This window comes from Paenibacillus sp. FSL R10-2778 (assembly GCF_038593035.1).
Lineage (GTDB): Bacteria > Bacillota > Bacilli > Paenibacillales > Paenibacillaceae > Paenibacillus_AQ > Paenibacillus_AQ odorifer.
Map to the genome: position 1 here is coordinate 852815 of NZ_CP151956.1, position 22510 is coordinate 875324.

Consider the following 22510-nt stretch of genomic DNA (forward strand, 5'->3'; position numbering starts at 1 on the left):
ATGACTGAGAGAATACCTGAAATCGTATTGAACGATGGAGTGAAGGTGCCTGCGATTGGTTTTGGTACCTACGCGTTAAACGGAACTGAGGGAGCACAAAACATCACTAAGGCGATTGATGTTGGCTATCGTCTGATCGACACTGCGTTTAATTATGAGAACGAAGGTGCTGTAGGCCAGGCTGTTCGGCAAAGTTCTGTGCCTAGGGAAGAGCTACTCATTACTTCCAAACTGCCAGGACGCCATCACTCTTATAAAGAAGCGTTGTCTACTATACAGGAGTCTTTATTCAGAGCCGGATTGGATTATTATGATTTCTATCTCATCCACTGGCCTAACCCTAGAGTGAATTTATATGTTGAGGCCTGGCAGGCGATGATCGAGGCACGTAAGCAAGGTTTGATTCGCTCCATCGGTGTATGTAACTTTTTGCCGGAGCATATTGAACGTTTGATACAAGAAACTGGTGTAGCGCCGAGTATGAATCAGATTGAGCTGCATCCTCATTTTAATCAGGAAGAGCAACGTGCATGGAACAAAGAGCATGGGATAGTGATTGAATCGTGGAGTCCATTGGGACGGGCTAGCAGTGTACTGGAAAATGAGGAAATAGCGGAAATAGGCAAGGTTCATAATAAATCGATATCGCAAGTTATCTTACGTTGGCATATACAGCTTGGGGCTATTCCCATTCCAAAGGCTTCTTCTCTAGAGCATCAGCGTGATAATCTGAATATTTTTGATTTTGAATTATCGGAAGCGGAGATGACCGTTATTTCCGCATTAACCTCGCCAACAGGTCGCATAGCTGATCAAGATCCCGCATCGTATGAAGAATTTTAATAAATTTAACTACAACACGCCATTTATTGGCGTGTTTTTTTATATTAGGCTCTTACTAGCGCTTTGGCATACTGTTTGCCAGACGAGAGTAGGTTGTCGCTTAGTTCAGGATCTTTAACCGTCCGTGCAAGAACAAGGGAGCCAACCATAGTACTGAACAGTGCACTACCTTTGGACGCGTCAATTCCCGCCAGATTAGAGATAAAAGCAATCATCCGCTCCAGTTCCTGCGTGAATACCTGCCGAACTTCTTCTGAGGAACGGGATATTTCGCTAGAAAGGGCAGGAATAATGCAGCCCATCTCCATTTTGTCGCGGTGATACGGACTTAAATAATAATCAATGACAGCATTGATTTTGGGGTTCTGCTCTTCCTGGTCAGCGACCTTCTGCAGAAGTGCGATGGTATCGCTGATGGCATACCGGCAGGCTTCCGCGACAAGCTGTTCTTTGTTGTCAAAATGGGAATAAAACCCGCCATGAGTTAATCCGGCCCCCTTCATAATGAACGGAACGCTTACATCGTGAATACCGTTGGTGCGAAAAGCCTGAGCAGCACTTTCAACGATTTTATTTCGAACTTTTATTTTATGACCTTTGGGATACGGCATTGTAATCACTCCACAGCTTCATAGTTCTACTTTTAAAATATTATAGGCGTCATAATAAAGCCTGTCAATTTAGCGATTCTGAGAAAGTTAGCTTGTGAAAGGCGAGGCAAGGTTATTGACTGTTTTAAAATATGATGGTAATAATATATTACGATCATCATATTTTAAAAAAGTTCAACAGGAGGTATCAGGAGATGAGTAAGCTTGAAGCCGTAGAAACATTGGTCATTGGATCAGGTCCGGGAGGTTATGTGGCGGCGCTGCGATCTGCACAGCTTGGGATGAAAACAGCAATTGTTGAACGCAACCAGCTTGGCGGAGTCTGCACGCATGTTGGATGTATCCCATCCAAAGCATTAATTGCTGAATCACATCGCTATGATTTGCTCAGTCCTTTCAATTTTGTAGATGCGTCAGCATCTTTTAAAAATGCTCAGGATTTTAAACAAGGAGTTGTGAATAAGCAGGCAGGTGGAGTCAGTTATTTATTAAAGACTGCTGGGGTGAGCATTTTCGAAGGAGAGGCTAGCTTGGTTGATGAACATACAGTTATCATCAGTCAGTCTGGACAGGAGCAAACCTTATCCTTTAAAAACGCTATCCTGGCTACAGGATCTCGTCCGATTGAGCTGCCAGCCTTTCCTGTTGGCGGACGTATTTTGTCTTCCACAGAAGCGCTGTCGCTCCCTGAGATTCCAACTAGCCTAGTAGTTATAGGTGGGGGCTATATTGGTGTCGAGCTGGGGCAGATGTATGCCAAATTCGGAACAAAGGTAACGATTCTGGAAGGGGGAGAACAAGTGCTGCCTGGATTTGAGGCGGAGCTTGTGAGCCCTGTTGGAAAGCAGCTGAAAGCCGATGGCATGAAAATTATTACCGGAGCGACAGCTGTGAACGTAGTGGAGAGTGCAGATACCATTACCCTGCATTATTTAAAAAATCAGGAACAGCAGCATGTTACAGCGGAATATGTGTTAGTTACTGTGGGCAGAAAACCAAATACAGACGGCAATTTAGGACTAGATCGCATAGGCTTGCCAGTGACGAGTAGGGGATTGATTGCGACGGACGAACAGTGCAGAACGGCTATCCCGCATATTTTTGCAATTGGAGATATTACGGCAGGCCCGACTCTCGCTCATAAGGCATCCTACGAAGCCAAGATTGCGGCAGAGGTCATTGCAGGTCTCTCCTCCGAAGTTGATTATCGAGCCATCCCGCTCGTTGTTTTTTCGCACCCAGAGCTGGCCAGTGTAGGCTTAAGTGAAACAGAAGCAAAGGCAAGAGGCATTTTGCTGGTTATTGGCAAATCCTCCTTTGGGATTAACGGGAGAGCCTTGGCCTTGAGGGAGACGGAAGGTTTCGTCAAGCTTGTAGCGGACCTAAATTCAGGAGTCGTGATGGGGGCACAAATCGTTGGAGTAGAGGCATCCACACTCGTGTCGGAGCTTGCTCTTGCTATTGAGATGGGAGCCACTGTGGAGGACTTGGCGATGACCATTCACCCTCATCCCACATTGGGAGAAGTAATTATGGAGGCTGCTGAAAATGCAGTTAAAAAAATGGTGATGAAAGAGAGTGGAAAATGAAGATAAAAGCAGGGCTATATATAGGAATTGCGATTGTGCTGATTGTTGGTGGGGCGCTTCTTGCTGTAAAAGGAAAGGATGCAGTCAGTCAGGCTGAGAGCAGGAAACAAGGGATTCTGGATGCGGAGCAGAAGACAATATTTTATCAGAATAGTCCAGGGTCAATTGTCGAGGTCGGTGTGGCTGTAGGTGATTCTATAAAACAGGGAGAGGTGCTGTTTAAGGTTAAATCTGCTGAAGGAGAAACAGATGTAGTTGCGCCGGAGGACGGATCAGTCAACAAGATTATTGTAAAGCCGGGGGATCTAGTCCAGCTAGGAATGCCAATGGCGGTTTTGCAAAAAAACAGCTTTTATACAGATCTCTACATACAAGAAAGTGAAATCCAAAAGCTAGAGGTGAATCAAAGTATTGGCGTTCATTTTCCATATTTGGAGCACCCAACGGAGATGACAGGTGTAATTACATCTATCGCAGCCGCCCCTCAATTTGCGAGCTTACGTATGTCACGTGAAAAAGGGCAAGCCGATTTAAGCATGTTTCTTGTCCGTGTAACTATGGATGGGAATGCTGATTTGCTTCCGGGGATGACAGCGGAGGTGAAGCTCGATGAAGTCACTGATTGACGAATGGAAGTACGTGGCGGGTAGTAAGTATTTACGCCTGATTTTTATAGGTCCGCTTATTGCGGCCCTGTTTTTTGGCTTAATGTTCTCGAAGAACCAAATCAGCGAATCGCATGTTATTGTCATTGATGAGGATCACAGTTCGTATTCACGACAGCTGATCTCTAAGATAAATGCCTCTCCATATATGAACGTAACAAATGTGTACTCCAGCCGCTTGAACCCAGAGACGTTACTGGCAAATGAGCAGGCTGTAGCGGTCATCATGCTTCCCAAAGAGCTGGGGCAACATCAGCAGCAGGGGATATCAACGAATATTGGCATCTTAATGGATAATACAATGCCATCAGGGTTAACCGGCATCCGGACTGCGATTCAGGAAGTCATCCAGACGGAAAATGTGACTCTTTCTATGACCCGGCTCCTCCAAAAGGGGATGGACGCCGAAACCTCTAAAGGGCTTGCTTCTCCGTTATCTCTCCAGCAGCGGATGTTATTTAACCCGACCACAAGTTATGTGGGCTTTATGGTCATTGGATTTGTGAATATTGTGGTGCTGATGATTACAACAAGCGCAGCGGGTTCAATTGTCCCTCGGTTGCGACAGGAGGGGAAACTCTTTGCAAACGGGAAGTCTCCTTGGCAGATTTGGGTTCGCAGTGTACCTTACGCTGTTTTGACCACTATTTCGCTGCTCCTATGTTACGGCTTATTAAAGCAGGTGGGGGGAATGCGCTTTGAAGCGGAGCCTTATCTGTTTATTATTCCGCTGTTTGTATATGCCTTTGCCTTGTCGCTTATGGGCCTGTTGATTGGTTATACTGCCAAAGACGTATCCAAAGTTAATTTACGAACCAATTTCGTGTTGTATCCGTCGTTTCTTGCTACTGGAATCCAGCTGAGTCCACTTGCCTTTCCAGAGTTCTTTCAAATTTCCGCATGGGTATTACCTATGAACTGGCTTAATCGCCTCATACGTGGAATGGCTTTTCGGGATGGGGCGCTAACAGCCTACAGTCAGGAGCTGGGGGCGCTGCTGATTATTATCGGCGTTGTATCCTTATTCATTGGATTGCTGGTGCTTAGGGAGATGAAGAAACCAGAGATTCAGTTCTCAGAATCAGTCAGCGCTTGAGTAATTTGATCTAGTCTAGTTTAGTCCAGTCGTGCAAACCGTTGTTCTGTTTTATCAAGATGCTTCACCCGCTCTTCTAAGCTGCGATCTGACATCCCGGCATAATTATACCAACGGAGGTTCTTTCGTATTCCCATTTTGCGGAAGGTGCCTCTAAATAGAATTTTGGTGATGGGGTTGCCAAAAATCCAGCGATAAAAGAAGTCGGGCGTGTTCATTACGGTCAGCAGGGACACTCCTTTAATATTCGGGAGCAAGCATTTGAAGGGCCGCCCAGGTTTAGTTTCTTCGTAGACAATGCCTTTTGCGAAAACCTTATCAAGAAAACCTTTGGTAAGAGCGGGCATGGCTTCCCACCATATAGGGAAAATGAAGACAATATGATCCGCTGCTATAAGACGCTGCTGATAATTGGCGACTAGCGGGTCGGGGGTTCTCTTTTGCCGCCAAGCAGTGAGTTCTTCGTGCGACATGACGGGATCAAATCCATCGGCATGCAGATCGTATTCGCACGGAGTTTCTCCACGATAATAAAAAAGAAGTGCTTTTTCTTACAACACCTCTAGGGAAAGAAATATTCGATTTGCATTTAGCCCTACATAAGCAGATGAATAAAGGGATAAACCGGTTTCTACAGAGATATAACCCAGATGAATTGTTATTTATAATCCAAGCCTTCGAGGATACTTTGGAAGCGTCATGGGTTCATTCGGAATCGGTTGCTGAAAAAGAACCATTAACTGCCGGAGCATCTCTTGAGCCAGTGGAAAACGATGAAATGAGTCAAATCGTAGACATGCTGAACCAACTGGATACGCGCAACCTCAAAAAGGCTAAGGCAGTTCTCCAAGCTATGTTTTTCACCCCTTTTGCTTAGCTTTATATTTTTTGATAGTGATTTACGAGTTGCTCTAATTTATCTTTGATTATTTGTTTTAAGGCTTCAGGTTTCACGGATGTAACAGCATGACCATATCGCATAAAATAATTAGCCAAGAAATCCTCTTCACCTGGATTATAGAATCCCTTAATGACTGTTTTCGGACCAACTTCTATTTTCATAGAAGGATAATGCTCTTTATAAAAAATATCCTTTGCTTGTTCCGCAATCTCAACTTCAAAGTCAATACTCTTCGCAGACTGATAGATTTCTAATGAACGACTAAGAAGTTCTTCTATAGAATAACGAGCTTTGCTTTCCTCTTCTTCAATGAAGGTTATTCGATCACATCTAAAAACTCTATATGTATTCGTCGTAAGCTCTATTCCAGTGGCATACCATTGACCAAACTTAGCGGAAATCCTAAAGAATTGAACAGGGTAGCTTTTTGTTTGGTTTTCTTTTGTATATGCAATGTTACAGGCACTCTCATTTAGAATACTTGCTAGGATTTTATCTAAAAAACGGCTGACATGCTTATGCTGATACATTTCGAATTGCAGGACCTTTTTCATTTTGTGAATTTGGTTGATTTGTGTACTCGAAAGACAGTGCTCGAACTTTTCGTTTAGCTTGTTAACACTCAGATGAAAGGGTGTAGATTGATAAGATTCTAACGTCAGCATGGCAAAATACAGCGCATAGACTTCATCTATCGTGAAAATAATAGGGGATAACAATCTGTTTTTTAGAATACCATAACGTCCGTGTCTTCCATGTTCTGCGAAAATAGGCATACCTAATTGTTCTAATGAACTAATATCGCGTAGAGCTGTGCTTTTTGAAATAGCGTATTTATCCATGAGATCACTTAAATTAAAGAATTCTCGACTGTTTAAGTACCTCATCATGTCATTTAATCGTTCTGATTTTTTCATATATAAAACTCCTTATAAAGGTGTCATGTTTTGATACCTTTATATAGGATAATAAGTTTAAGGCCAGATATCAAATATATAAAAGGAGAGAGTTATACTATGAGTACAACACTAGAAGTAGCTATTTTTTTATCGATGAATGGAAGAGCTAAGGAAGCTATAGAATTTTACAAAGAACATTTTAACGCAGAGGAATTGCTACGTGTCACCTATCAACAACTAGCAGAGCGTGACAGCTCCATACAGCTTACGGATGAAAATAAGGATTATATTACTCACTCTGTCCTGTTAATCGGAAAAACAAAAATAATGATAGCAGAAGATACAATGAATACGAATGAGAAATATACAGTGGGCAATAACACCTCATTATGTATTCAAAGTGCTGACTTAGAGGGGATTGAAGGTTTTTATAAAAGCTTAATCACAGACGAGCGCGTGAAAATTATTGCTCCTTTATCCAGCAATGTGTTTAGCAAAGCCTACGGTATCATTGAAGATCCCTTTGGTATTCAAATCCAACTCATGTTTGATGAAAGATTACATTAAAAAAGCTTCCTGCTTCTAAAACAAACTTAGTTTAATATTCAGCCGACTAAATTTCAGGTGTATTGTCCTGAGTTTGGCCGGCTTTTTTCTTGAGAGACGGGTTGTCCCAACCAAACGATAGAACGCAGATCGCGAGACTGTGCAGATTGTGCTTTTTACGTTCATTTCAAAATTAAGGCGGCACAGCAAATTACCGATAAATATAATAGCTAATGATTATATCTAATGGAGGAAAGACGGATGAAGAGGATTTTTAGTATATTGCTGATGTTATTACTGGTTACACCAGCACTCGGCACTACAACCTTTGCGAGCAATACGGTGAAGGCTAAGGTAACCGAGAGCAGTACATATTTTGATGGAGAACAGCGGAACCTGAATGGGTTCAACATATCGAATAACAATTATTTCAGACTACGCGATTTGGCAGAGTATTTCTCGGGAACGAGCAGCCAGTTTGATATCACTTGGAATAAAGCGAACAATGCGATTGAGATCATAACTGGACAAGCTTATACGCCCGAAAAGAAAACAACAAGTAACTATTATAGCCGCAATAAAAATTATGCTGCTACGCTTTCAAGCTCTAAGGTGCTAGTCAACGGACAGTTACAGTCTATTACGGCGTACAATATTGATGATAACAATTATTTTCAGTTGAGAGATTTGGCGGGTAAAATCCCGTTCGATATTGAATTTGACGTTCAGTCTGACCGCATATCGTTATTTTCCAAAATCCCAGATCATGCTTACCGGGTAAAGACGGCGGCTGTAGCTGAGAGTAACGGGGAATCTTCTTATTTTCCTAGATGGAAAAGTACGGCCTCTTCTTATCTTGTGAATAATAAGGATGGGACTGTAAGTGTCATTGAGGCGAACAAAGAGTTTACGATTGAAACGTACAATGAGAAGTACGAACTAACAGGCAATAAGAGCATTCCTTTTGAGCTTCCGGTGTTTGGTGGATTCTTTAGTGGGGAGAAGTATAACTATATTGCTTTTGGCCAAGAGAACCGCGAAGAGAATGATAGCAAGGAAGTCATTCGTATTGTCCGTTATGATAAAAGCTTCAATAGAGTAGACAGTGTCTCCATAAAGGGTGGGGAGAGCTATACCGTTAGCCCTTTTGATTCAGGCTCCGGCAGGATGGCTGAAGCTGGAGATACGCTTGTATTTCACACTTCACGTACACGATACACGACAGAAGATAAATTAAATCATCAATCCCAGCTTACCATTATTGTAAATACTAAAACCATGACCGTGACCAATGATCTGGGAAGATTCCAGAAGAATCATGTCAGTCACTCTTTTGACCAATATGTATTGTTTGATGGTACTGCGCATGTTCTAGTCGATCATGGCGACGCTTATCCCCGTTCGATTGTTCTGAATAAAGGAGACGGAGCCAGTTATAACGAAGTGGATTTATTTAATATTCCCGGCAAAATCGGAGCGAACGCGACGGGGGTTTCTATAGGCGGATTTGAGATGTCTCCGGCGAACTATATAGTCGCTATGAATTCGGTAGATCATTCCCTAGTCAAAGAGTATACATCTTATGAGATGGAGGGTTTGGAAACAGACCAAAGGGATGTCATACTTAGTGTGTTGCCCAAGTCCAACCTGAGCAGTACTTCGGTGAATCACATTACCTTGGCTAAATATGTAGGCACGAACCTGATCGCGTCCATCCCTAAGCTAGTAAAAATCACAGACGATAAAATGATGGTGCTGTGGCAGGAGTTTGATAAAGAGAATCATCCGGGTGATCTGAAATATGTTCTTATAGATGGAGCGGGAAAAGCTACTAGCGACATCCAAACGATCAAGCATTTTGCCTTATCAGAGTGCAGTCCTATTATTAATGGAGACAAAATCATTTGGTATACGAACAATAAAGGATCCAGAGTGTTCTATTCGATCCCGTTAAATTAACGGATTCAATTAATAACAAAGTGGGTAAATTAGACTATAAGCTATAAATAGGACCTTCTAAATAGAAGGTCTATTTTTTCACGCAAAAATTACATCATCCATGGAGGTCGCTATGCATCGCGTAAATCTAAATCAGGAACAATTCAACCAACAGGTGATTAATCACGCCTCCTTTGGGATCGCCCTTTTATCGCCAAATGGTTTGATTCTGACCGTAAACCCGGCCTTTGAGCAGACTTTTGGTTATTCCACTGAAGAGTTTGAGGGTATGCGGTTAGAAGACCTTTCTCACCCCGAGGATTTCGGCAACCTTCATGATTTAAAAGCAGTTTTGGGTGAGGAAACAGAAGTGCAGATGGAAAAGCAGTTTATCACAAAAAATGGAGATTATATTTGGGGACAGCTCACGCTCCACCTTTTCAGCGACGAGTCGAACCAGCCAGCATATTTCATTTGCCAAATCGTTAACATTACAAAGCAAAAGGAATCCGAGCAACGCCTTCAGGAGTCTGTTGAACGGTATACGTCGCTTAAAAAATATAACCATGACGCCGTCATTTCTTTTGACCTTGACGGTCGAATCATTAACACCAATAGTATGGCGGAAAAGATAACGGGCTATGCCATCGAGTCCGAGTTGATCGGGATGAAGCTTGCGAGTCTGATTGGAGAAGAGAATGTCCAGCGCATTCTGGAAAGAGCCCTTTACGATAATACGGTTGAGCAGTATATCAATAAGCTTGTTACTAAGGACAGCGAAGTCGTTGAAGTGCTCACCAGTATTGCACCTATTTATGTGAACAATCATAATATCGGATTTTATCTTATATGCAAGGACATTTCCGAGCAAAGGCAATTGTCGCTAGCTAAGGAAGCCGCAGAGTCCACGAATAGAGCTAAAAGTGAGTTCCTGGCTATGATGAGTCATGAAATTCGCACTCCCATGAACGGGGTGATCGGCATGACTGATATTTTGCTTGAAACAGAGCTTAATGAAGAACAACGTGAATATGTAGAAATCATTCGCAAAAGCGGAGGAATCCTGCTCAATATAATTAATGATATCCTTGATCTTTCAAAAATTGAGGCAGGCCGAAGCGAGCTACAAGAGGATACATTCGATCTGCGAACTTGCCTCAAGGACAGCTTTTCTGTTATCGCAATAAAAGCTGAACAAAAACATCTGGAGCTCACCAGCATCATAAATCATGATGTTCCTGACTTTATATACGGTGACGAGGAACGCTTGAAGCAGGTGTTCTTGAACCTGCTAGGGAATGCTGTGAAATTCACACCCGCGGGCAGCATATCGGTAAAAGTGAGGCTTGTAAAGGAAGAACCCTTCCTGCTGGCCTTTACGGTAACCGATACTGGCATTGGAATTGATCCTGATCGACTTACTGATATTTTTGAACCGTTTGAGCAGGTGGATAGCTTTATGATGCGGAGACACGAAGGCACGGGTCTTGGCCTTGCCATCAGCCGCAGAATTGTCGAAATGATGGGTGGCGAGATCTATGCGGAGAGTGACGGCAAGAGCGGTACTTCGGTTACCTTCACAATCAGGCCCAAGAAATCAGTGGTAATTCCTAGCCAAGAGGCTAACATTAACAAGCTTCATACCGCACGTGAGGCAAGAATTTTACTTGCTGAAGACAACTCTATCAATGCGCTAGTGCTGACCAAAATACTCGAAAAAATGGGTCACAGCGTTATCGCCGTCACAAACGGCATAGATGCGGTTGAAGCAGCACGGAAAGAACCCTTTGATCTTATTTTATTGGATCTTCACATGCCCATTATGAACGGTATAGAGGCTATGAAGATGTTAAGAGATGAGCATCAAGAGAAATGTCCGCCCATCATCGCGGTCACGGCTAATGCTTTGAAGGGTGACCGTGAAAATTGTCTAGCTGCCGGAATGGACGAGTATATCAGCAAGCCTGTAAAGCGTGAAGTCATCATAAAGATGTTAGATCAGTTTGTGATCTAATATAAACAGCATAACCTCTCAGTGATATTATCCCCTTCAGGTGAACAGTAAAAAGCCAGTCCATTACTGTTACACTTGGAGGGGATCGCTCTATCCATTGAATTACATAGCATTGCACGTTATACTTTGATGAGAAATACGGACCCGCTTATCATATAACAGATCCGTCCTTCTATAAGGTATGGATCTTATTTTTTGTATGTATATATTCAGTCAGAGACGGAGGCGCAACATTGCAGCTAATCAATCAATCGGAAGTACAAGATAGGATCGACCTGCTTAAAGATCAGGATCTATATATCCATCTTGAGATGACAACGGGAGCCTACGCTGCCCATTTAGATAGTTCGAAGCATCCAGCCGCTACTTTTATTACTAATGCTGTTATTCGATATTCCCATGGTTCGATTTCCGGCAACGGTCCTTATCGGGTCGGCTTAAAAATGTCGCAGGGCTGGGTTTACTCGGAAGGGCTAACTCACTATGAAGAGAGTGAGACAGGCAGATTGATTATGGCTGGACATGATGCTCAAGGCAAACTGATCGTATCGTTACAATTAAGCCGAGAGCCGTTCTAATGGAAGAGGAGATGAAGAGTTCTGTGGAAAAACATATTCTTGTTATTTTGCCACATCCGGATGATGAGGCCTTCGGTATATCAGGTACCCTTGCCAAACATATACAAAATGGGACCCAAGTTACCTACGCATGCCTAACGCTAGGAGAAATGGGCCGCAATATGGGCATCCCGCCCTTCGCAAATCGGGTAACCCTCCCAGAAATACGTAAGAAGGAGCTGGAGGAATCCTGCGAAGCTATTGGCATACAGGATTTAAGAATGCTTGGTTTTCACGACAAGACGATAGAATTCGAAGATCAAGTCTTGCTCGATGGGCAGATTGATGCGCTCTTGAAAGAGCTTAAACCTTCGTTGATCATCACTTTCTATCCAGGGTACAGCGTTCATCCTGATCACGATGCTACTGGAGCCGCAGTGATCCGAACCGTTGCAAGACTTCCAAAGGAAGAAAGACCTCCTGTTCACTGTATAGCTTTTGCTAATAATATTGTAGAGATTGGGGAGCCAAAGGTTATCAATGATGTGAGAGATTTCCTCGAGCACAAGATGGCGTCCATTCAGGCGCATCGTTCCCAATTCCAAGCTGCTGAGCTGTTGGGCAGCAAACCTTTAAATGATAAAGAGATCCAAGCTCGTTTTGGAACAGAACATTTCTGGATTTATCCGTTTGAATGATAATGATCTGCTAACTCATATTTACTATACAAAAGCTAAGTCCGGGCATATACGCTCGGACTTTTTTTGCTCATTTTCTACAAAAAATTCATTATTATGACGTTTTTTCTCGCTTACAATCGAATTATGATAGAGACCTTAGGTCTTTACTCCCTTTTTCAATATACATAACAAAGATCGGTGTTTTTTATTCACATGTATGGTAAGGTTTGGTAGGTTGGTCGACCAAACTAAATGCTTTTAAAAAGAGTAGAGGAGAGTTACATTGAAAAAGAGAATAATTTCAATTATGGTTGTTGCTATGCTTATTTTCATTCCAATAAATGCTGATGCAATGAACGTCAATCAAAATGAGACAGACTTTAAGGCTATTGTTGCTGGTATATCAGTTAATGAAACAGCGATCATGAGCATTGATGAGGTTCCTGAAATAACAATTAACTGGTTGCGTGAGCAAGGTGCAGCTGTCAATGAGGATAGTGCTATACAGTTTGTACCTGCTACTCAAAACATTGCAACAATGCGGAGTGGTGAAATAAATGGCGAAGCCATTCGTATTTGGAATGAATTGGATGACGGCGATATAAGTGTCAATACGATATTACCAATCTCACAAGCTAACATAATAAATAAGATAATTGAGGCCGGCAAGCCAACAGGAACACCGGGAACAGTCGGTTACGGATTGAGTTCTGTTAGTATATTTACTGCACATGCAGATGCGTATAACAACGTTACTTATATTCGCCCCTTGCGGCAAGAGGTTACGGCTTATGCAAACAACGGGTTCAATATTAATAATTTTACAGCTACCTGGGTTACTTTGGGTACTCTGCTGACCTATCCAGGATATACCGCTGCATCTGAAGCGAATGATTTTCCATTCAGGCATGAAATAGTTACAAGTGTCAGTTCACCAGTTATGGGTACAAAATATACAGGGTATAATGCATTAGGTAGTAATAGGGTATTTCTTGTAGGAGGGGGGCTCGCTTGGGCTTGCGGAGTGGTTTATGATATAAATGTAAACGGTAACATTCAACATTTTGAAGTTACCGGTATCTTGTAAAACATTTTGAAGATATTGTTTCTAAAAAGGTATAGTTAATAAGTGTTTTTCCTGAGATTTGTCATCTATTGATTTCGTCAGGTAAGGAGGTGTATCCGTTTGAGAAAATCATACTTCATTCTCATTTGTGGAATAGTCGTTCTTTCGCTGTTATCTACTGCATGCAGCAAGGATAAACCTAAGTATGCTGAGCTTTTCACACATGTGGAGAAGCATAGGGCTGTGTTCATGCAGCCGCGCGAAGAAGGGCTTGCTGCTTTAAAAATTACGGATGCCGTGGGTGAATACGATACAACTTTGGGTACAATCCTGCAAGATGATATCCTAACCGTCAATCAAATGGAGTTTATACAACAGGTTGTGGTAGATGTTAATACTAATAAAATCATAGGTTACCGGATAGGAACCGTTTTCCCTAGATCGGAAAGTGGCTTTCAAAATGCAAGAGAACTGGTGCGTGCTTTTCTGGATCATTACGAACCTGTGGAAGATGAAGAGACTGACAAAGTCGAGAAATCAGTCCAAACGATTGACAGGATGACTCTTCCGTTAAAGCCACTGGTAGGAAGTATTGAAGAATCATGGTCATACGGCAAGGGTGAGAATAAAATGCTCATCACCTACAAGATGACGAACAGTCTGGAAAGTGATGATGAATTGCCGCTGAATTTTTATTTCAGCCATGAAGAGAAGTAGGGATGACAACAGAACAGCTTGGAACCCATTTTTTACAGGGTTCAGGCTGTTTTTTTATTTGTGTGAATTGATGGCCCTTGTGGCTTTGTTATTTCAAAGACAATATATGATTTACAAAAAAATTTCCAGAGACTATTATATTTCTATGCGTAATATTTTCCTTTTTTAACTAGATTATTGTAAGAATTTATCTTTGGAGGTTCAAATGAAAAAGCACGACAAAATCATTTCCTTCATCTTCATGTTCATTATGATGGTGACGGCTATTTTCTGGGTAAACTCGACCACTAGTTGGTCTATGATGGGTACCCTTGCTTCCGTGGCCTGTTTCGTACTTTTTGTATTATTGGGACTCCGCACTATACCTGTTTTGACAGATTTCGTTCTGACAAATCCAGCACCTGAAGTAACTCTGGAAAATAAAACACGGGACAGAAAGCAGGCTTGGCTATATATTATCGGCTGGGTAGTGGCTAGTCGGGTCTTGCTTATGATTATCGGTTATATATTTTTGATCATACAGAATGGCTATTCCGGCGGTTTGTTTAGCAAAATAGCTGAGACCTGGCATATATCGGGGATCGACGCTTCACATTATTTGGGCATCGCGGAGAATTGGTATGTGACGGAGGGAGATCCGAAATACCATATTGTGTTTTTCCCTTTTTTTCCAAATCTAATTAAAGTAGTTCAGGTATTCGTAGGGAATTATCTCGTCGCTGGATTCATCGTTTCTAATATTTGCTCGCTTGTCGCTGCCTTGGTCGCCTATGAGCTTGCCGCACTAGACATGCATCGAAAGAGTGCTATGCGAGTAGTAAAGTATATTTTTATATTTCCGGCTGCGTTCTTTTTCTTCATCCCAATGACCGAATCTTTATTTCTGGCCTTATCGCTGTTGTGTTTATATTTTGTGAGAAAAAAAGAATGGCTCATCGGATGTTTATGCGGTGCACTTGCAGCGTATACGCGTTCTCCAGGGGTACTGTTGATTGTACCGGTTGCGATTGAATTTGCACGGGAACTTATCGGGAATTATAAATTACTAGATAAAAAAGCGTTTATACATAAACTGACCACCGCCATTGGCTGTCTTGCTATCATATCGATGGGTTTGCTGGCTTATCTTTACATCAACTACTATGTTACGGGAAATGCTTTTCAGTTCAGTATTTACCAGAGGGAGCATTGGTCACAGAAGTTCTATCTCTTTTTCGATACCGTAAGATATCAGATGGAATATGCGGTGGGCACCTTTAAAAGTGGAGATAGCCGTTCTTTTCTCGGCATGTGGCTGCCTAATTTAATCGCTATATTCTCAGCACTAATTATCATGTTTATGGGAGCAAGAAAACTACGGCCATCCTACACTGCTTATTTTATCGTGTATTTTGCTTTCGTAGTGGGAGCTACCTGGCTGCTGTCAGCCCCGCGTTATTTGCTTGTTGCATTTCCGCTAGCTTTTGCTGCCGTTGCGCTCACTAATGAAAAGCCGAAGGATGTTGCACTCACTGTTATATCTGTTGTGGGTAGTGTACTGTACTTGGCAATGTTTGTAGCGGGGTATCCGGTGTATTGAGGAATCGTGTTAAAATAGGAGAACGCCTAGGTGCGTTCTTCTTTTTTATTGCGAATAATCTTATAGAAACGATGGTGGGTATGAAGATTGATTACGACAATCAGGTGATCGAGTTTAATGTTCAATATGGAAACGGGAAAAAAATCTCCATTCATATAGATTCGTCAGGGCGCATAACACTCAAGGTACCTAAGAAAACATCTGAAGAGACGATTAAAAGTGTGGTTGAGCGTAATGGAAAAATGATTGTGGAGAAGCTGCAAAGTCTCGAAGCGGCTCGTGAAACGCCAAAGATGATCAGAGCGTACGAAGATGAAGGAAAGTTCCTGTATCTAGGCAAATATTATTCTCTGCATGAGCTTATAGAGACAGCGGAGCTAAGTGAAGAACAACTTCAGTTAAAGCTGAAAAAGTTCTATTTCTCTAGCTGCAAGAAGCTTATAGGAGAGCGGATCACTAGGTACCAGACGCAGCTTAGAGTAAAACCTAAGAGTATCGAGATTGTAGAGTCCAGGACCAAATGGGGAAGCTGCAGCTCCGATAAAAAGCTAACCTTTAACTATCGTCTGGCCATGGCTCCCGTGGAGGTTATCGATTATGTGATCATCCATGAGTTATGTCATTTGCTGCATATGAACCATGATCGTTCCTTTTGGCGACGGGTTGGAAGCCTAATGCCGGATTATAAGGAGAAGGAAGAATATTTAGCAAGATATGGACGGGCTATGACGTTATGAAAAAAGGGTATTCCAGTGCAACTAGAGTAATGGTTGCCGGGAATACCCTTCGTTATTTTAACCCCTTTGCAGCAATCGATAGAGGTTAAGTGCCAGTTGAATCTCGAATAGCTCATCTGAGTTTTTCAGATCTATATTTAGCAAATCTTTGATTTTATCAATCCGGTAAATAAAGGTGTTGCGGTGAATAAACATCGCTTTGGCGGCTTCGGTTACATTCTGATTGTACATAAAATAATACTCCAAGGTAGACATGAATCTCGTGTTCATCGTCTGGTCATGTTCATGGATGCCTCCCAGAACTTTGTTAAAGAATGTCTCCATTTCCGTAGGCTTAATATTGGAATCCAAAAAATGATAGACAGAATAATCCTCGAAGTGAGCAATGCTCCGGCTGTCTTTATTAAACCGCTGCATGAGCCGCATAACTTCCTGGGCCTCGAAGAAGCTTCGATGGAGCGAAGCAAGTGTCTTATACTGACTGCCAATGCCGATGAGAAAATGATTTTTAGTCATTTCCTGAGCCAGCAACTGCAGCACCTCTTGAGCAAAGGCTTTCGTATCGCTTACGGAAATTGGCGGTTTATTTTCATTTTTTCCGATCAAGATGATGATTTGCTGATTGCGATAGTAACAGATTAGCTCTCCACCTGCATTACTGGACAAGCCATAGATCAAATTGACACATTTTTTGACCATATGCTCCATTTCGTATTTTCTATAAACCATGTCCGTGTAGTTTTCCAGCTGTGTAGCTTCAATATGGATAACTGTACAGTAATACGCATAGTTAACTTTAAGCCCATGCATAGCAGATAGGGAATGCAGTGTTTCTGTTGAAGTAATATTGCCAGCTAATAAGTCGTCGAAGAAGTCCTGCCTAATTTTATGCTTTACCTCTTCGATTTCCTTGGCTTTGATCCGGTCCAGTGCAAGCATCGTGGATACATGCTCTAACGCGGTGTAGTCAAATTCAACCAGCTTGCGTACCGTTTGCAGAACGACGATATACGCGTAAGCGTTACTGGATACAGAAACCGGCATAATGCAGCACTTGTACGGCTGTCCTTGAGAATAGTAGGTGCGTTTGATGGATTTTTTGATTTCAGTAATATACTTTGGGAAAGCTACCGTGAACTCTGGTGGAAAAACAGGCCTGTTCTTCACCAGTGGCAGGAATTCCTGAAGTGGAGATGGGTTATCCTTATGATCCGTATAGCAGAGTAGGTTCCAGTCTCTATCTAATATAAGAACAGGGTTATGGATCGTGTCGGACAATTCCGCCGATATTTGCTCAATACCGCCTCCTTCGAGTGCGATTTTGAACAGCGCATTATGAAGGTCGAGCGAACGTCGGTTCACTGCATCGTAATCCGCGTTGGTCTTTTCGTTAATGATCGCAATGACTCTGGACAAGGTGTATTCAAAAGGGAGCTCCAGTAGCGGGAGTCCATGCTTATCAGCAAGCTCGATCATATTCTGCGGGATAGCATCGAAATATCGCTTCATTTTGATGCAGAGTCCTGCACAGTTATTCTCCACCAGCTCATGAATGAATTTGTTCTGCAGCTCCGTGCTGTCTTTGAAGATATATCCGGTGGATAAAAGCAGCTCGTTCGAGGTCAGCCAGTCAAATACGTCCGGATTCTCGATGATATTAACTACGGAGATTTGATTGTTTAGGCCAGAATGCCCCGCAACGATCTTTATGCCTTCGATGGATTTGATTTGTAAGATATCTTTTATCGTTAGCATCAATTCACACCCCTTATCTTCACCCATTGTGCAATGTGCATAGTGATTACTTGTTGTTTTTAGTGTTCTTGTATGATGACCCTCAGTGTGCGGAGGACTACAATAAGGGTGTCAGGTAACGTTTATCCGTTAAACTGTGATATATTTCACAAAAATATCCTTTTTCACACAGAAAGCAGCTCAATCTTCATCATTCTTGGAATTTTATGAACTGAGTGTAACATCTTCTATCATTCATCATCAACCGTTAAGGTTTTTTTATGAGAACGCTTTCTATATAGGATAACCTGACAGTAAGTGACCAAACCATTATCTACTTCCTTCTCAAGGGGGCGATCAAACGGAGCATTCTCAGAGCAAGTGTACCTCTTATTTAAAAGCTGGGATATCCAGTGATAGCGCGTTCTTTCATCGGATTCGAGAATCAAGATTTTTCGGAAATGTACACAGCATATTTGAGCGGACGATAAATGTAAGGTGCAAGACAACTGATGAATTATATACCATTGCGAGCAGTAGGATAGATAATGCGCCTAATACTTTGATCACAGAGGTTAGTAGTTTTTCGGATCTTGGACTGGTTGTGGGAGAAGAAGTTTTTGCGGAGAATGATCAATTATATATTGGCACTAAGCTTTCAATATCGATCAAGGAACTGACAGTTTGGCAGAGCTCTTTATCTATTTTTCCAATAGAACTAAAGACGCTAAGAGATAATTTGGCTGCGGCAAGGGCTTATATCAATAGCTATGGAAAACCAGGCGGTATGAAGCAGTTTGCGGGTTCTAGCAGCTTTGAGAGAGAAACGATGCGGCTGCTGGAAGAACGATCTTCAGGTCTTCTCAATGCCTTGGCGAATGACAGCATGGAAGATGCTGCTCATTATGCAATTCGACTAATGGGATTAGGCCCAGGGCTGACTCCGTCGGGAGATGATTTTTTAGTTGGATTGTTTGCTGTGATCCATCTGCCTCGGAGTCCTATTAGTAAATATCAGCCGTGGTGCAGGGAAGTCGTGATCGAAGCAGCTGAATTAACGAATGAAATAAGCTATATGGCTCTGAAAAAATCGGCTTGGGGTCAGGTGAGAGAGTCAATGGGTCAGTTGCTGCATTCGCTCATGTATGAGAGTAAGGAAACTATGCTTCTTGGCTTATCGGCAGTGCTGGATATAGGTTCTTCTTCCGGAACAGATATTGCCTTGGGGATCATTAGCGGTTTGAATCTTAATCTAGAACAACGTTGGAGGTAAGATATGTCGACTAAAATAGTAATTAAAAGAAACACATACTTTGATTCCGTCTCGCTCATGTCGTTGTCGACCAAAGCGAATCAAATAGAGGGTGTCGAACAAGCTTTTATCGCAATGGCTACTCAAATGAATAAAGAGGTATTAGCGAATATAGGGCTGATAACCCCTGAGCTAGAGGAAGCTAAGAATAGTGACCTGATGATCGTAATCAAAGCAGCATCCCCTGAGCTGGCTGAAGTTGCCTTTGAAGCAATCGAAGAGCTGTTTATTAAAAAAGACAGTGCAGTTGGCGGTACAGAGCTTAAATATCCAACAATTGAGTCGGCAGTGAAGAATATGACAGCAGCTAATCTTGCAGTGATTTCAGTCAACGGAGCGTTTGCAGCCAGAGAAGCAAGAAAAGCGCTGGAGAATAATCTCCATGTCATGATGTTCAGTGACAACGTAAGCGTAGAAGACGAAATTGAATTAAAAAAAATAGCACATGAGCGTGGATTGCTGATGATGGGGCCGGATTGCGGAACCGCGATCATTGGAAATATGGCCTTATGTTTTGCTAATAAGGTTCGTAAAGGCAATATCGGCATCGTGGGTGCATCCGGCACAGGAAGTCAGGAAATCAGCGTGCGGATTCACGATTTTGGCGGAGGCATCTCACAGTTGATTGGCACAGGCGGCAGAGACCTAAGTGAACGTGTCGGCGGAGTAATGATGCTTGATGCGATGAAAGCGCTTAACGAAGACGAAGCCACTAAGGTCATTGTGTTGATTTCCAAGCCACCCGCCAAAAGTGTGGAACAAAAAGTGCTGAATGAAATCAAAAATATGCATAAGCCTGTCGTGGTCTGCTTTATCGGAGGAACGGAGGAAGCTGTTCTGGAAGCAGGTGGACATTTTGCCAAAACAACCAAAGAGGCCGCGCTGAAGGCGGTAATTCTATCCGGCATTGATGAGAGTCAAATTGACAAGCATCCGCTAAACCTTCCACTGATTGAAGAGATTAAGGTCAAGCTGAAGCCAGAACAGAAGTATATTCGCGGGTTATTCTGCGGCGGTACTTTATGTGATGAAGCAATGTATCTAGCGATGGAGAAATACGACGATGTCTATAGCAACATTCCAAAAGATCCGGAATATCAGCTGGGTGATATCCATATCAGCCAAGGACATACGTTTATTGATTTTGGGGATGATGGGTTCACTAACGGCAAACCACATCCGATGATTGATCCTTCTTCACGGATTTCCAGATTCAAGCAGGAAGCAAAGGACCCGGCGGTGGGCGTGATCATTATGGATTTTGTATTAGGCTATGGATCGCATGAGGATCCAGTAGGTGTTATGGTGCCTGCAATTATTGAGGCTAAGCAAGCAGCGGAACAAGAAGGCAGACATTTGGAGATTGTCGGCTATGTACTTGGAACCGATCTGGATACACCTTCCGTCCAAGAACAGCTTGATAAGCTGGTATCCGCGGGCGTTACCTATGCAAGCAGTAATACGAATGCAGGACTTCTTGCCAGAGGTTTTGTAGAGAAGGGAGTATAACATGAGCAGAATCAATGAGTTATTTAAGAGTGAACTTCACGTTATCAATGTCGGCCTAGAAATGTTCAAGGATGATATCCTGAAGCAAAAAGGCAACGTAACCCATCTGGAATGGAAGCCACCTGGTGGAGGTAAGCCCGAATTAATTGCCGCACTGGATGCGTTAGAGCAAGAGGGGATTGCTGCAAAGATTGAGGCTGCCAACAAGCTGGCTGTAGAGCGAATCGTGAATTCACAACCGGTATTGGTTGGTTTTGATCAAGCGATCAATGTCGTACCAGGGATGACTAAGACTACGATATTGCATGCAGGGCCTCCGATTACCTGGGATAAGATGAGTGGTCCCATGAAAGGTGCAGTTACCGGCGCTTTGGTCTTTGAGGGCTTGGCGAAGGATCTGGATGAAGCTGCCGAACTAGCGGCATCAGGTGAGATTACGTTCTCCCCTTGTCACGAGCATAATTGTGTGGGGTCCATGGCAGGGGTAACCTCAGCCTCTATGTTCATGCACATTGTAGAGAATAAAACGTATGGCAACATCGCTTATACGAACCTTAGTGAGCAACTGTCGAAAATCTTGCGGATGGGTGCAAACGATGAAACGGTCGTTGCCCGTTTGATCTGGATGAGAGATGTGCTTGGACCGATGCTGCGTGAGGCGATGAAGTTCTCTGAGAACGGCATTGATCTGCGGCTCATGTTATCACAGGCGCTCCATATGGGAGATGAATGCCATAACCGCAACAACGCTGGAACGACTCTTTTGATTCAGGCATTAACGCCGCTTATCCTGAGAACGGATTTTACTAATGAGCAGAAAATCGAAGTGTTCGATTTTGTGGCAATGAGTGATTATTTCTCCGGACCAACCTGGATGGCTCTTTGTAAATGTGCGCTTGATGCTGCCCATGGCATCGAGTATAGCACCATCGTAACAACGATGGCCCGCAATGGCGTGGAATTCGGTATTCGTGTCAGTGGAATGCCAGGCAATACCTGGTTTACCGGCCCTGCGCAAAAGGTTGTCGGACCGATGTTTGCAGGGTATAAGCCGGAAGATTCGGGACTCGATATCGGTGACAGTGCGATTACCGAAACGTATGGTATAGGTGGCTTCGCCATGGCAACCGCGCCGGCGATTGTAGCATTAGTTGGGGGAACCGTAGATGATGCCATGAACTATTCTGTGAAAATGAAGGAAATCACTACAACGGAGAATCCAAATGTGACGATTCCTTTGTTGAACTTCCGCGGAATTCCTACTGGAATCGATATTCGTAAAGTGGGTCAAACCAGCATTATGCCAGTGATCAACACGGCTATTGCCCATAAGGATCCAGGTATCGGAATGATTGGAGCCGGAATCACTCATCCTCCAATCGAGTGTTTCGAGCAAGCCATTCTCGCTTTTAGCCAGAGCATGCATTCATAGAACCACCCGCCCTTCAGGCCTATTCAAGGGCCTGAGGGCTTCATAAGCCATTGGTATGTAAGCGCTAACGATCTAGGGGGAGATT

The 22510-nt window shown here is 42.9% G+C and carries 21 protein-coding genes; 17 read left to right on the top strand and 4 right to left on the bottom strand.

Annotation, left to right across the window (positions count from 1 at the left end):
- Positions 1–843 (top strand): aldo/keto reductase, encoded by an 843-nt coding sequence (locus NST40_RS03750; RefSeq protein ID WP_076276975.1) that lies wholly within the window; start codon positions 1–3, stop codon positions 841–843.
- A gap of 44 nt (positions 844–887) precedes the next feature.
- Here the strand turns inward: NST40_RS03750 and NST40_RS03755 are convergent, their stop codons facing one another.
- Positions 888–1454 (bottom strand): TetR/AcrR family transcriptional regulator, encoded by a 567-nt coding sequence (locus NST40_RS03755; protein WP_076128582.1) that lies wholly within the window; start codon positions 1452–1454, stop codon positions 888–890.
- A gap of 194 nt (positions 1455–1648) precedes the next feature.
- Between NST40_RS03755 and lpdA the strand changes: the two genes are divergently transcribed.
- Genes lpdA through NST40_RS03770 form a run of 3 tightly spaced genes read left to right on the top strand, consistent with a single transcriptional unit; the run spans position 1649 to position 4804 of the window.
- Positions 1649–3043: a dihydrolipoyl dehydrogenase gene (lpdA, locus tag NST40_RS03760; RefSeq protein ID WP_342410409.1), complete on the top strand. Its 1395-nt coding sequence runs from the start codon at positions 1649–1651 to the stop codon at positions 3041–3043.
- Positions 3040–3669, top strand: coding sequence for a biotin/lipoyl-containing protein (locus tag NST40_RS03765; RefSeq protein ID WP_342410410.1), 630 nt, complete (start codon positions 3040–3042; stop codon positions 3667–3669). Before lpdA ends, NST40_RS03765 begins: the two co-directional genes overlap by 4 nt.
- Positions 3653–4804, top strand: coding sequence for an ABC transporter permease (locus tag NST40_RS03770; RefSeq protein ID WP_076276978.1), 1152 nt, complete (start codon positions 3653–3655; stop codon positions 4802–4804). Before NST40_RS03765 ends, NST40_RS03770 begins: the two co-directional genes overlap by 17 nt.
- Before the next feature lie 20 nt (positions 4805–4824).
- Here NST40_RS03770 and NST40_RS03775 read toward each other — a convergent pair whose 3' ends face one another.
- Entirely contained in the window at positions 4825–5304 is a 480-nt protein-coding gene (locus NST40_RS03775) for an NAD(P)H-dependent oxidoreductase (RefSeq protein ID WP_256719011.1), read from the bottom strand.
- Positions 5305–5387: 83 nt separating this feature from the next.
- On the opposite strand from NST40_RS03775, the gene NST40_RS03780 reads away from it, so the two are divergent.
- Positions 5388–5681, top strand: a complete 294-nt coding sequence (locus tag NST40_RS03780; RefSeq protein ID WP_143763932.1) for a hypothetical protein — start codon at positions 5388–5390, stop codon at positions 5679–5681.
- A 2-nt stretch (positions 5682–5683) separates the two neighbouring features.
- Here the strand turns inward: NST40_RS03780 and NST40_RS03785 are convergent, their stop codons facing one another.
- Positions 5684–6622 carry a YafY family protein gene (locus NST40_RS03785; protein WP_076220760.1) on the bottom strand — a complete coding sequence of 313 codons (939 nt, stop codon included), beginning with the start codon at positions 6620–6622 and terminating at the stop codon, positions 5684–5686.
- Positions 6623–6721: 99 nt separating this feature from the next.
- Between NST40_RS03785 and NST40_RS03790 the strand changes: the two genes are divergently transcribed.
- The 9 genes from NST40_RS03790 to NST40_RS03830 all read left to right on the top strand — a co-directional run bounded on the left by NST40_RS03790 (position 6722) and on the right by NST40_RS03830 (position 16438).
- Positions 6722–7171, top strand: coding sequence for a VOC family protein (locus tag NST40_RS03790; RefSeq protein ID WP_076128596.1), 450 nt, complete (start codon positions 6722–6724; stop codon positions 7169–7171).
- 240 nt (positions 7172–7411) lie between these two features.
- Positions 7412–9109, top strand: coding sequence for a hypothetical protein (locus tag NST40_RS03795; RefSeq protein ID WP_076276979.1), 1698 nt, complete (start codon positions 7412–7414; stop codon positions 9107–9109).
- A gap of 112 nt (positions 9110–9221) precedes the next feature.
- Complete coding sequence (locus NST40_RS03800) at positions 9222–11102, top strand: PAS domain S-box protein (RefSeq protein ID WP_342410411.1); 1881 nt, start codon at positions 9222–9224, stop codon at positions 11100–11102.
- Positions 11103–11335: 233 nt separating this feature from the next.
- Positions 11336–11680 (top strand): YojF family protein, encoded by a 345-nt coding sequence (locus NST40_RS03805; protein WP_076128602.1) that lies wholly within the window; start codon positions 11336–11338, stop codon positions 11678–11680.
- Between the two features lie 23 nt (positions 11681–11703).
- A complete protein-coding gene (gene bshB2, locus NST40_RS03810) occupies positions 11704–12357 on the top strand; it encodes a bacillithiol biosynthesis deacetylase BshB2 (RefSeq protein ID WP_342410412.1) in 654 nt (217 codons plus the stop codon).
- A 265-nt stretch (positions 12358–12622) separates the two neighbouring features.
- Positions 12623–13426, top strand: a complete 804-nt coding sequence (locus NST40_RS03815) for a hypothetical protein (protein ID WP_076128604.1) — start codon at positions 12623–12625, stop codon at positions 13424–13426.
- Positions 13427–13525: 99 nt separating this feature from the next.
- Positions 13526–14122: a hypothetical protein gene (locus NST40_RS03820; protein ID WP_076128606.1), complete on the top strand. Its 597-nt coding sequence runs from the start codon at positions 13526–13528 to the stop codon at positions 14120–14122.
- A 205-nt stretch (positions 14123–14327) separates the two neighbouring features.
- A complete protein-coding gene (locus NST40_RS03825; RefSeq protein ID WP_076276981.1) occupies positions 14328–15701 on the top strand; it encodes a hypothetical protein in 1374 nt (457 codons plus the stop codon).
- Between the two features lie 80 nt (positions 15702–15781).
- Positions 15782–16438 (top strand): SprT family zinc-dependent metalloprotease, encoded by a 657-nt coding sequence (locus NST40_RS03830; protein WP_038574107.1) that lies wholly within the window; start codon positions 15782–15784, stop codon positions 16436–16438.
- A 57-nt stretch (positions 16439–16495) separates the two neighbouring features.
- Here the strand turns inward: NST40_RS03830 and NST40_RS03835 are convergent, their stop codons facing one another.
- Complete coding sequence (locus tag NST40_RS03835) at positions 16496–18193, bottom strand: PucR family transcriptional regulator (RefSeq protein WP_076220287.1); 1698 nt, start codon at positions 18191–18193, stop codon at positions 16496–16498.
- Between the two features lie 541 nt (positions 18194–18734).
- On the opposite strand from NST40_RS03835, the gene NST40_RS03840 reads away from it, so the two are divergent.
- The 3 genes from NST40_RS03840 to NST40_RS03850 are packed head-to-tail and all read left to right on the top strand — an operon-like array spanning position 18735 to position 22425.
- Positions 18735–19445, top strand: coding sequence for a DUF2877 domain-containing protein (locus NST40_RS03840; RefSeq protein WP_342410413.1), 711 nt, complete (start codon positions 18735–18737; stop codon positions 19443–19445).
- A 3-nt stretch (positions 19446–19448) separates the two neighbouring features.
- Positions 19449–20993, top strand: coding sequence for an acyl-CoA synthetase FdrA (fdrA, locus tag NST40_RS03845; RefSeq protein ID WP_342410414.1), 1545 nt, complete (start codon positions 19449–19451; stop codon positions 20991–20993).
- A gap of 1 nt (position 20994) precedes the next feature.
- Complete coding sequence (locus NST40_RS03850; protein WP_076276985.1) at positions 20995–22425, top strand: DUF1116 domain-containing protein; 1431 nt, start codon at positions 20995–20997, stop codon at positions 22423–22425.
- Positions 22426–22510 lie beyond the last annotated feature (85 nt).

Bases quoted from the DNA above. Each gene is read 5' to 3' on its own strand.
- NST40_RS03795 (WP_076276979.1), top strand. From the start codon at position 7,412: ATGAAGAGGATTTTTAGTATATTGCTGATGTTATTACTGGTTACACCA.
- fdrA (WP_342410414.1), top strand. From the start codon at position 19,449: ATGTCGACTAAAATAGTAATTAAAAGAAACACATACTTTGATTCCGTC.
- NST40_RS03770 (WP_076276978.1), top strand. From the start codon at position 3,653: ATGAAGTCACTGATTGACGAATGGAAGTACGTGGCGGGTAGTAAGTAT.
- NST40_RS03800 (WP_342410411.1), top strand. From the start codon at position 9,222: ATGCATCGCGTAAATCTAAATCAGGAACAATTCAACCAACAGGTGATT.
- NST40_RS03835 (WP_076220287.1), bottom strand. From the start codon at position 18,193: ATGCTAACGATAAAAGATATCTTACAAATCAAATCCATCGAAGGCATA.
- NST40_RS03785 (WP_076220760.1), bottom strand. From the start codon at position 6,622: ATGAAAAAATCAGAACGATTAAATGACATGATGAGGTACTTAAACAGT.
- NST40_RS03750 (WP_076276975.1), top strand. From the start codon at position 1: ATGACTGAGAGAATACCTGAAATCGTATTGAACGATGGAGTGAAGGTG.
- NST40_RS03830 (WP_038574107.1), top strand. From the start codon at position 15,782: ATGAAGATTGATTACGACAATCAGGTGATCGAGTTTAATGTTCAATAT.
- NST40_RS03825 (WP_076276981.1), top strand. From the start codon at position 14,328: ATGAAAAAGCACGACAAAATCATTTCCTTCATCTTCATGTTCATTATG.
- NST40_RS03765 (WP_342410410.1), top strand. From the start codon at position 3,040: ATGAAGATAAAAGCAGGGCTATATATAGGAATTGCGATTGTGCTGATT.
- NST40_RS03850 (WP_076276985.1), top strand. From the start codon at position 20,995: ATGAGCAGAATCAATGAGTTATTTAAGAGTGAACTTCACGTTATCAAT.
- NST40_RS03755 (WP_076128582.1), bottom strand. From the start codon at position 1,454: ATGCCGTATCCCAAAGGTCATAAAATAAAAGTTCGAAATAAAATCGTT.
- lpdA (WP_342410409.1), top strand. From the start codon at position 1,649: ATGAGTAAGCTTGAAGCCGTAGAAACATTGGTCATTGGATCAGGTCCG.
- NST40_RS03790 (WP_076128596.1), top strand. From the start codon at position 6,722: ATGAGTACAACACTAGAAGTAGCTATTTTTTTATCGATGAATGGAAGA.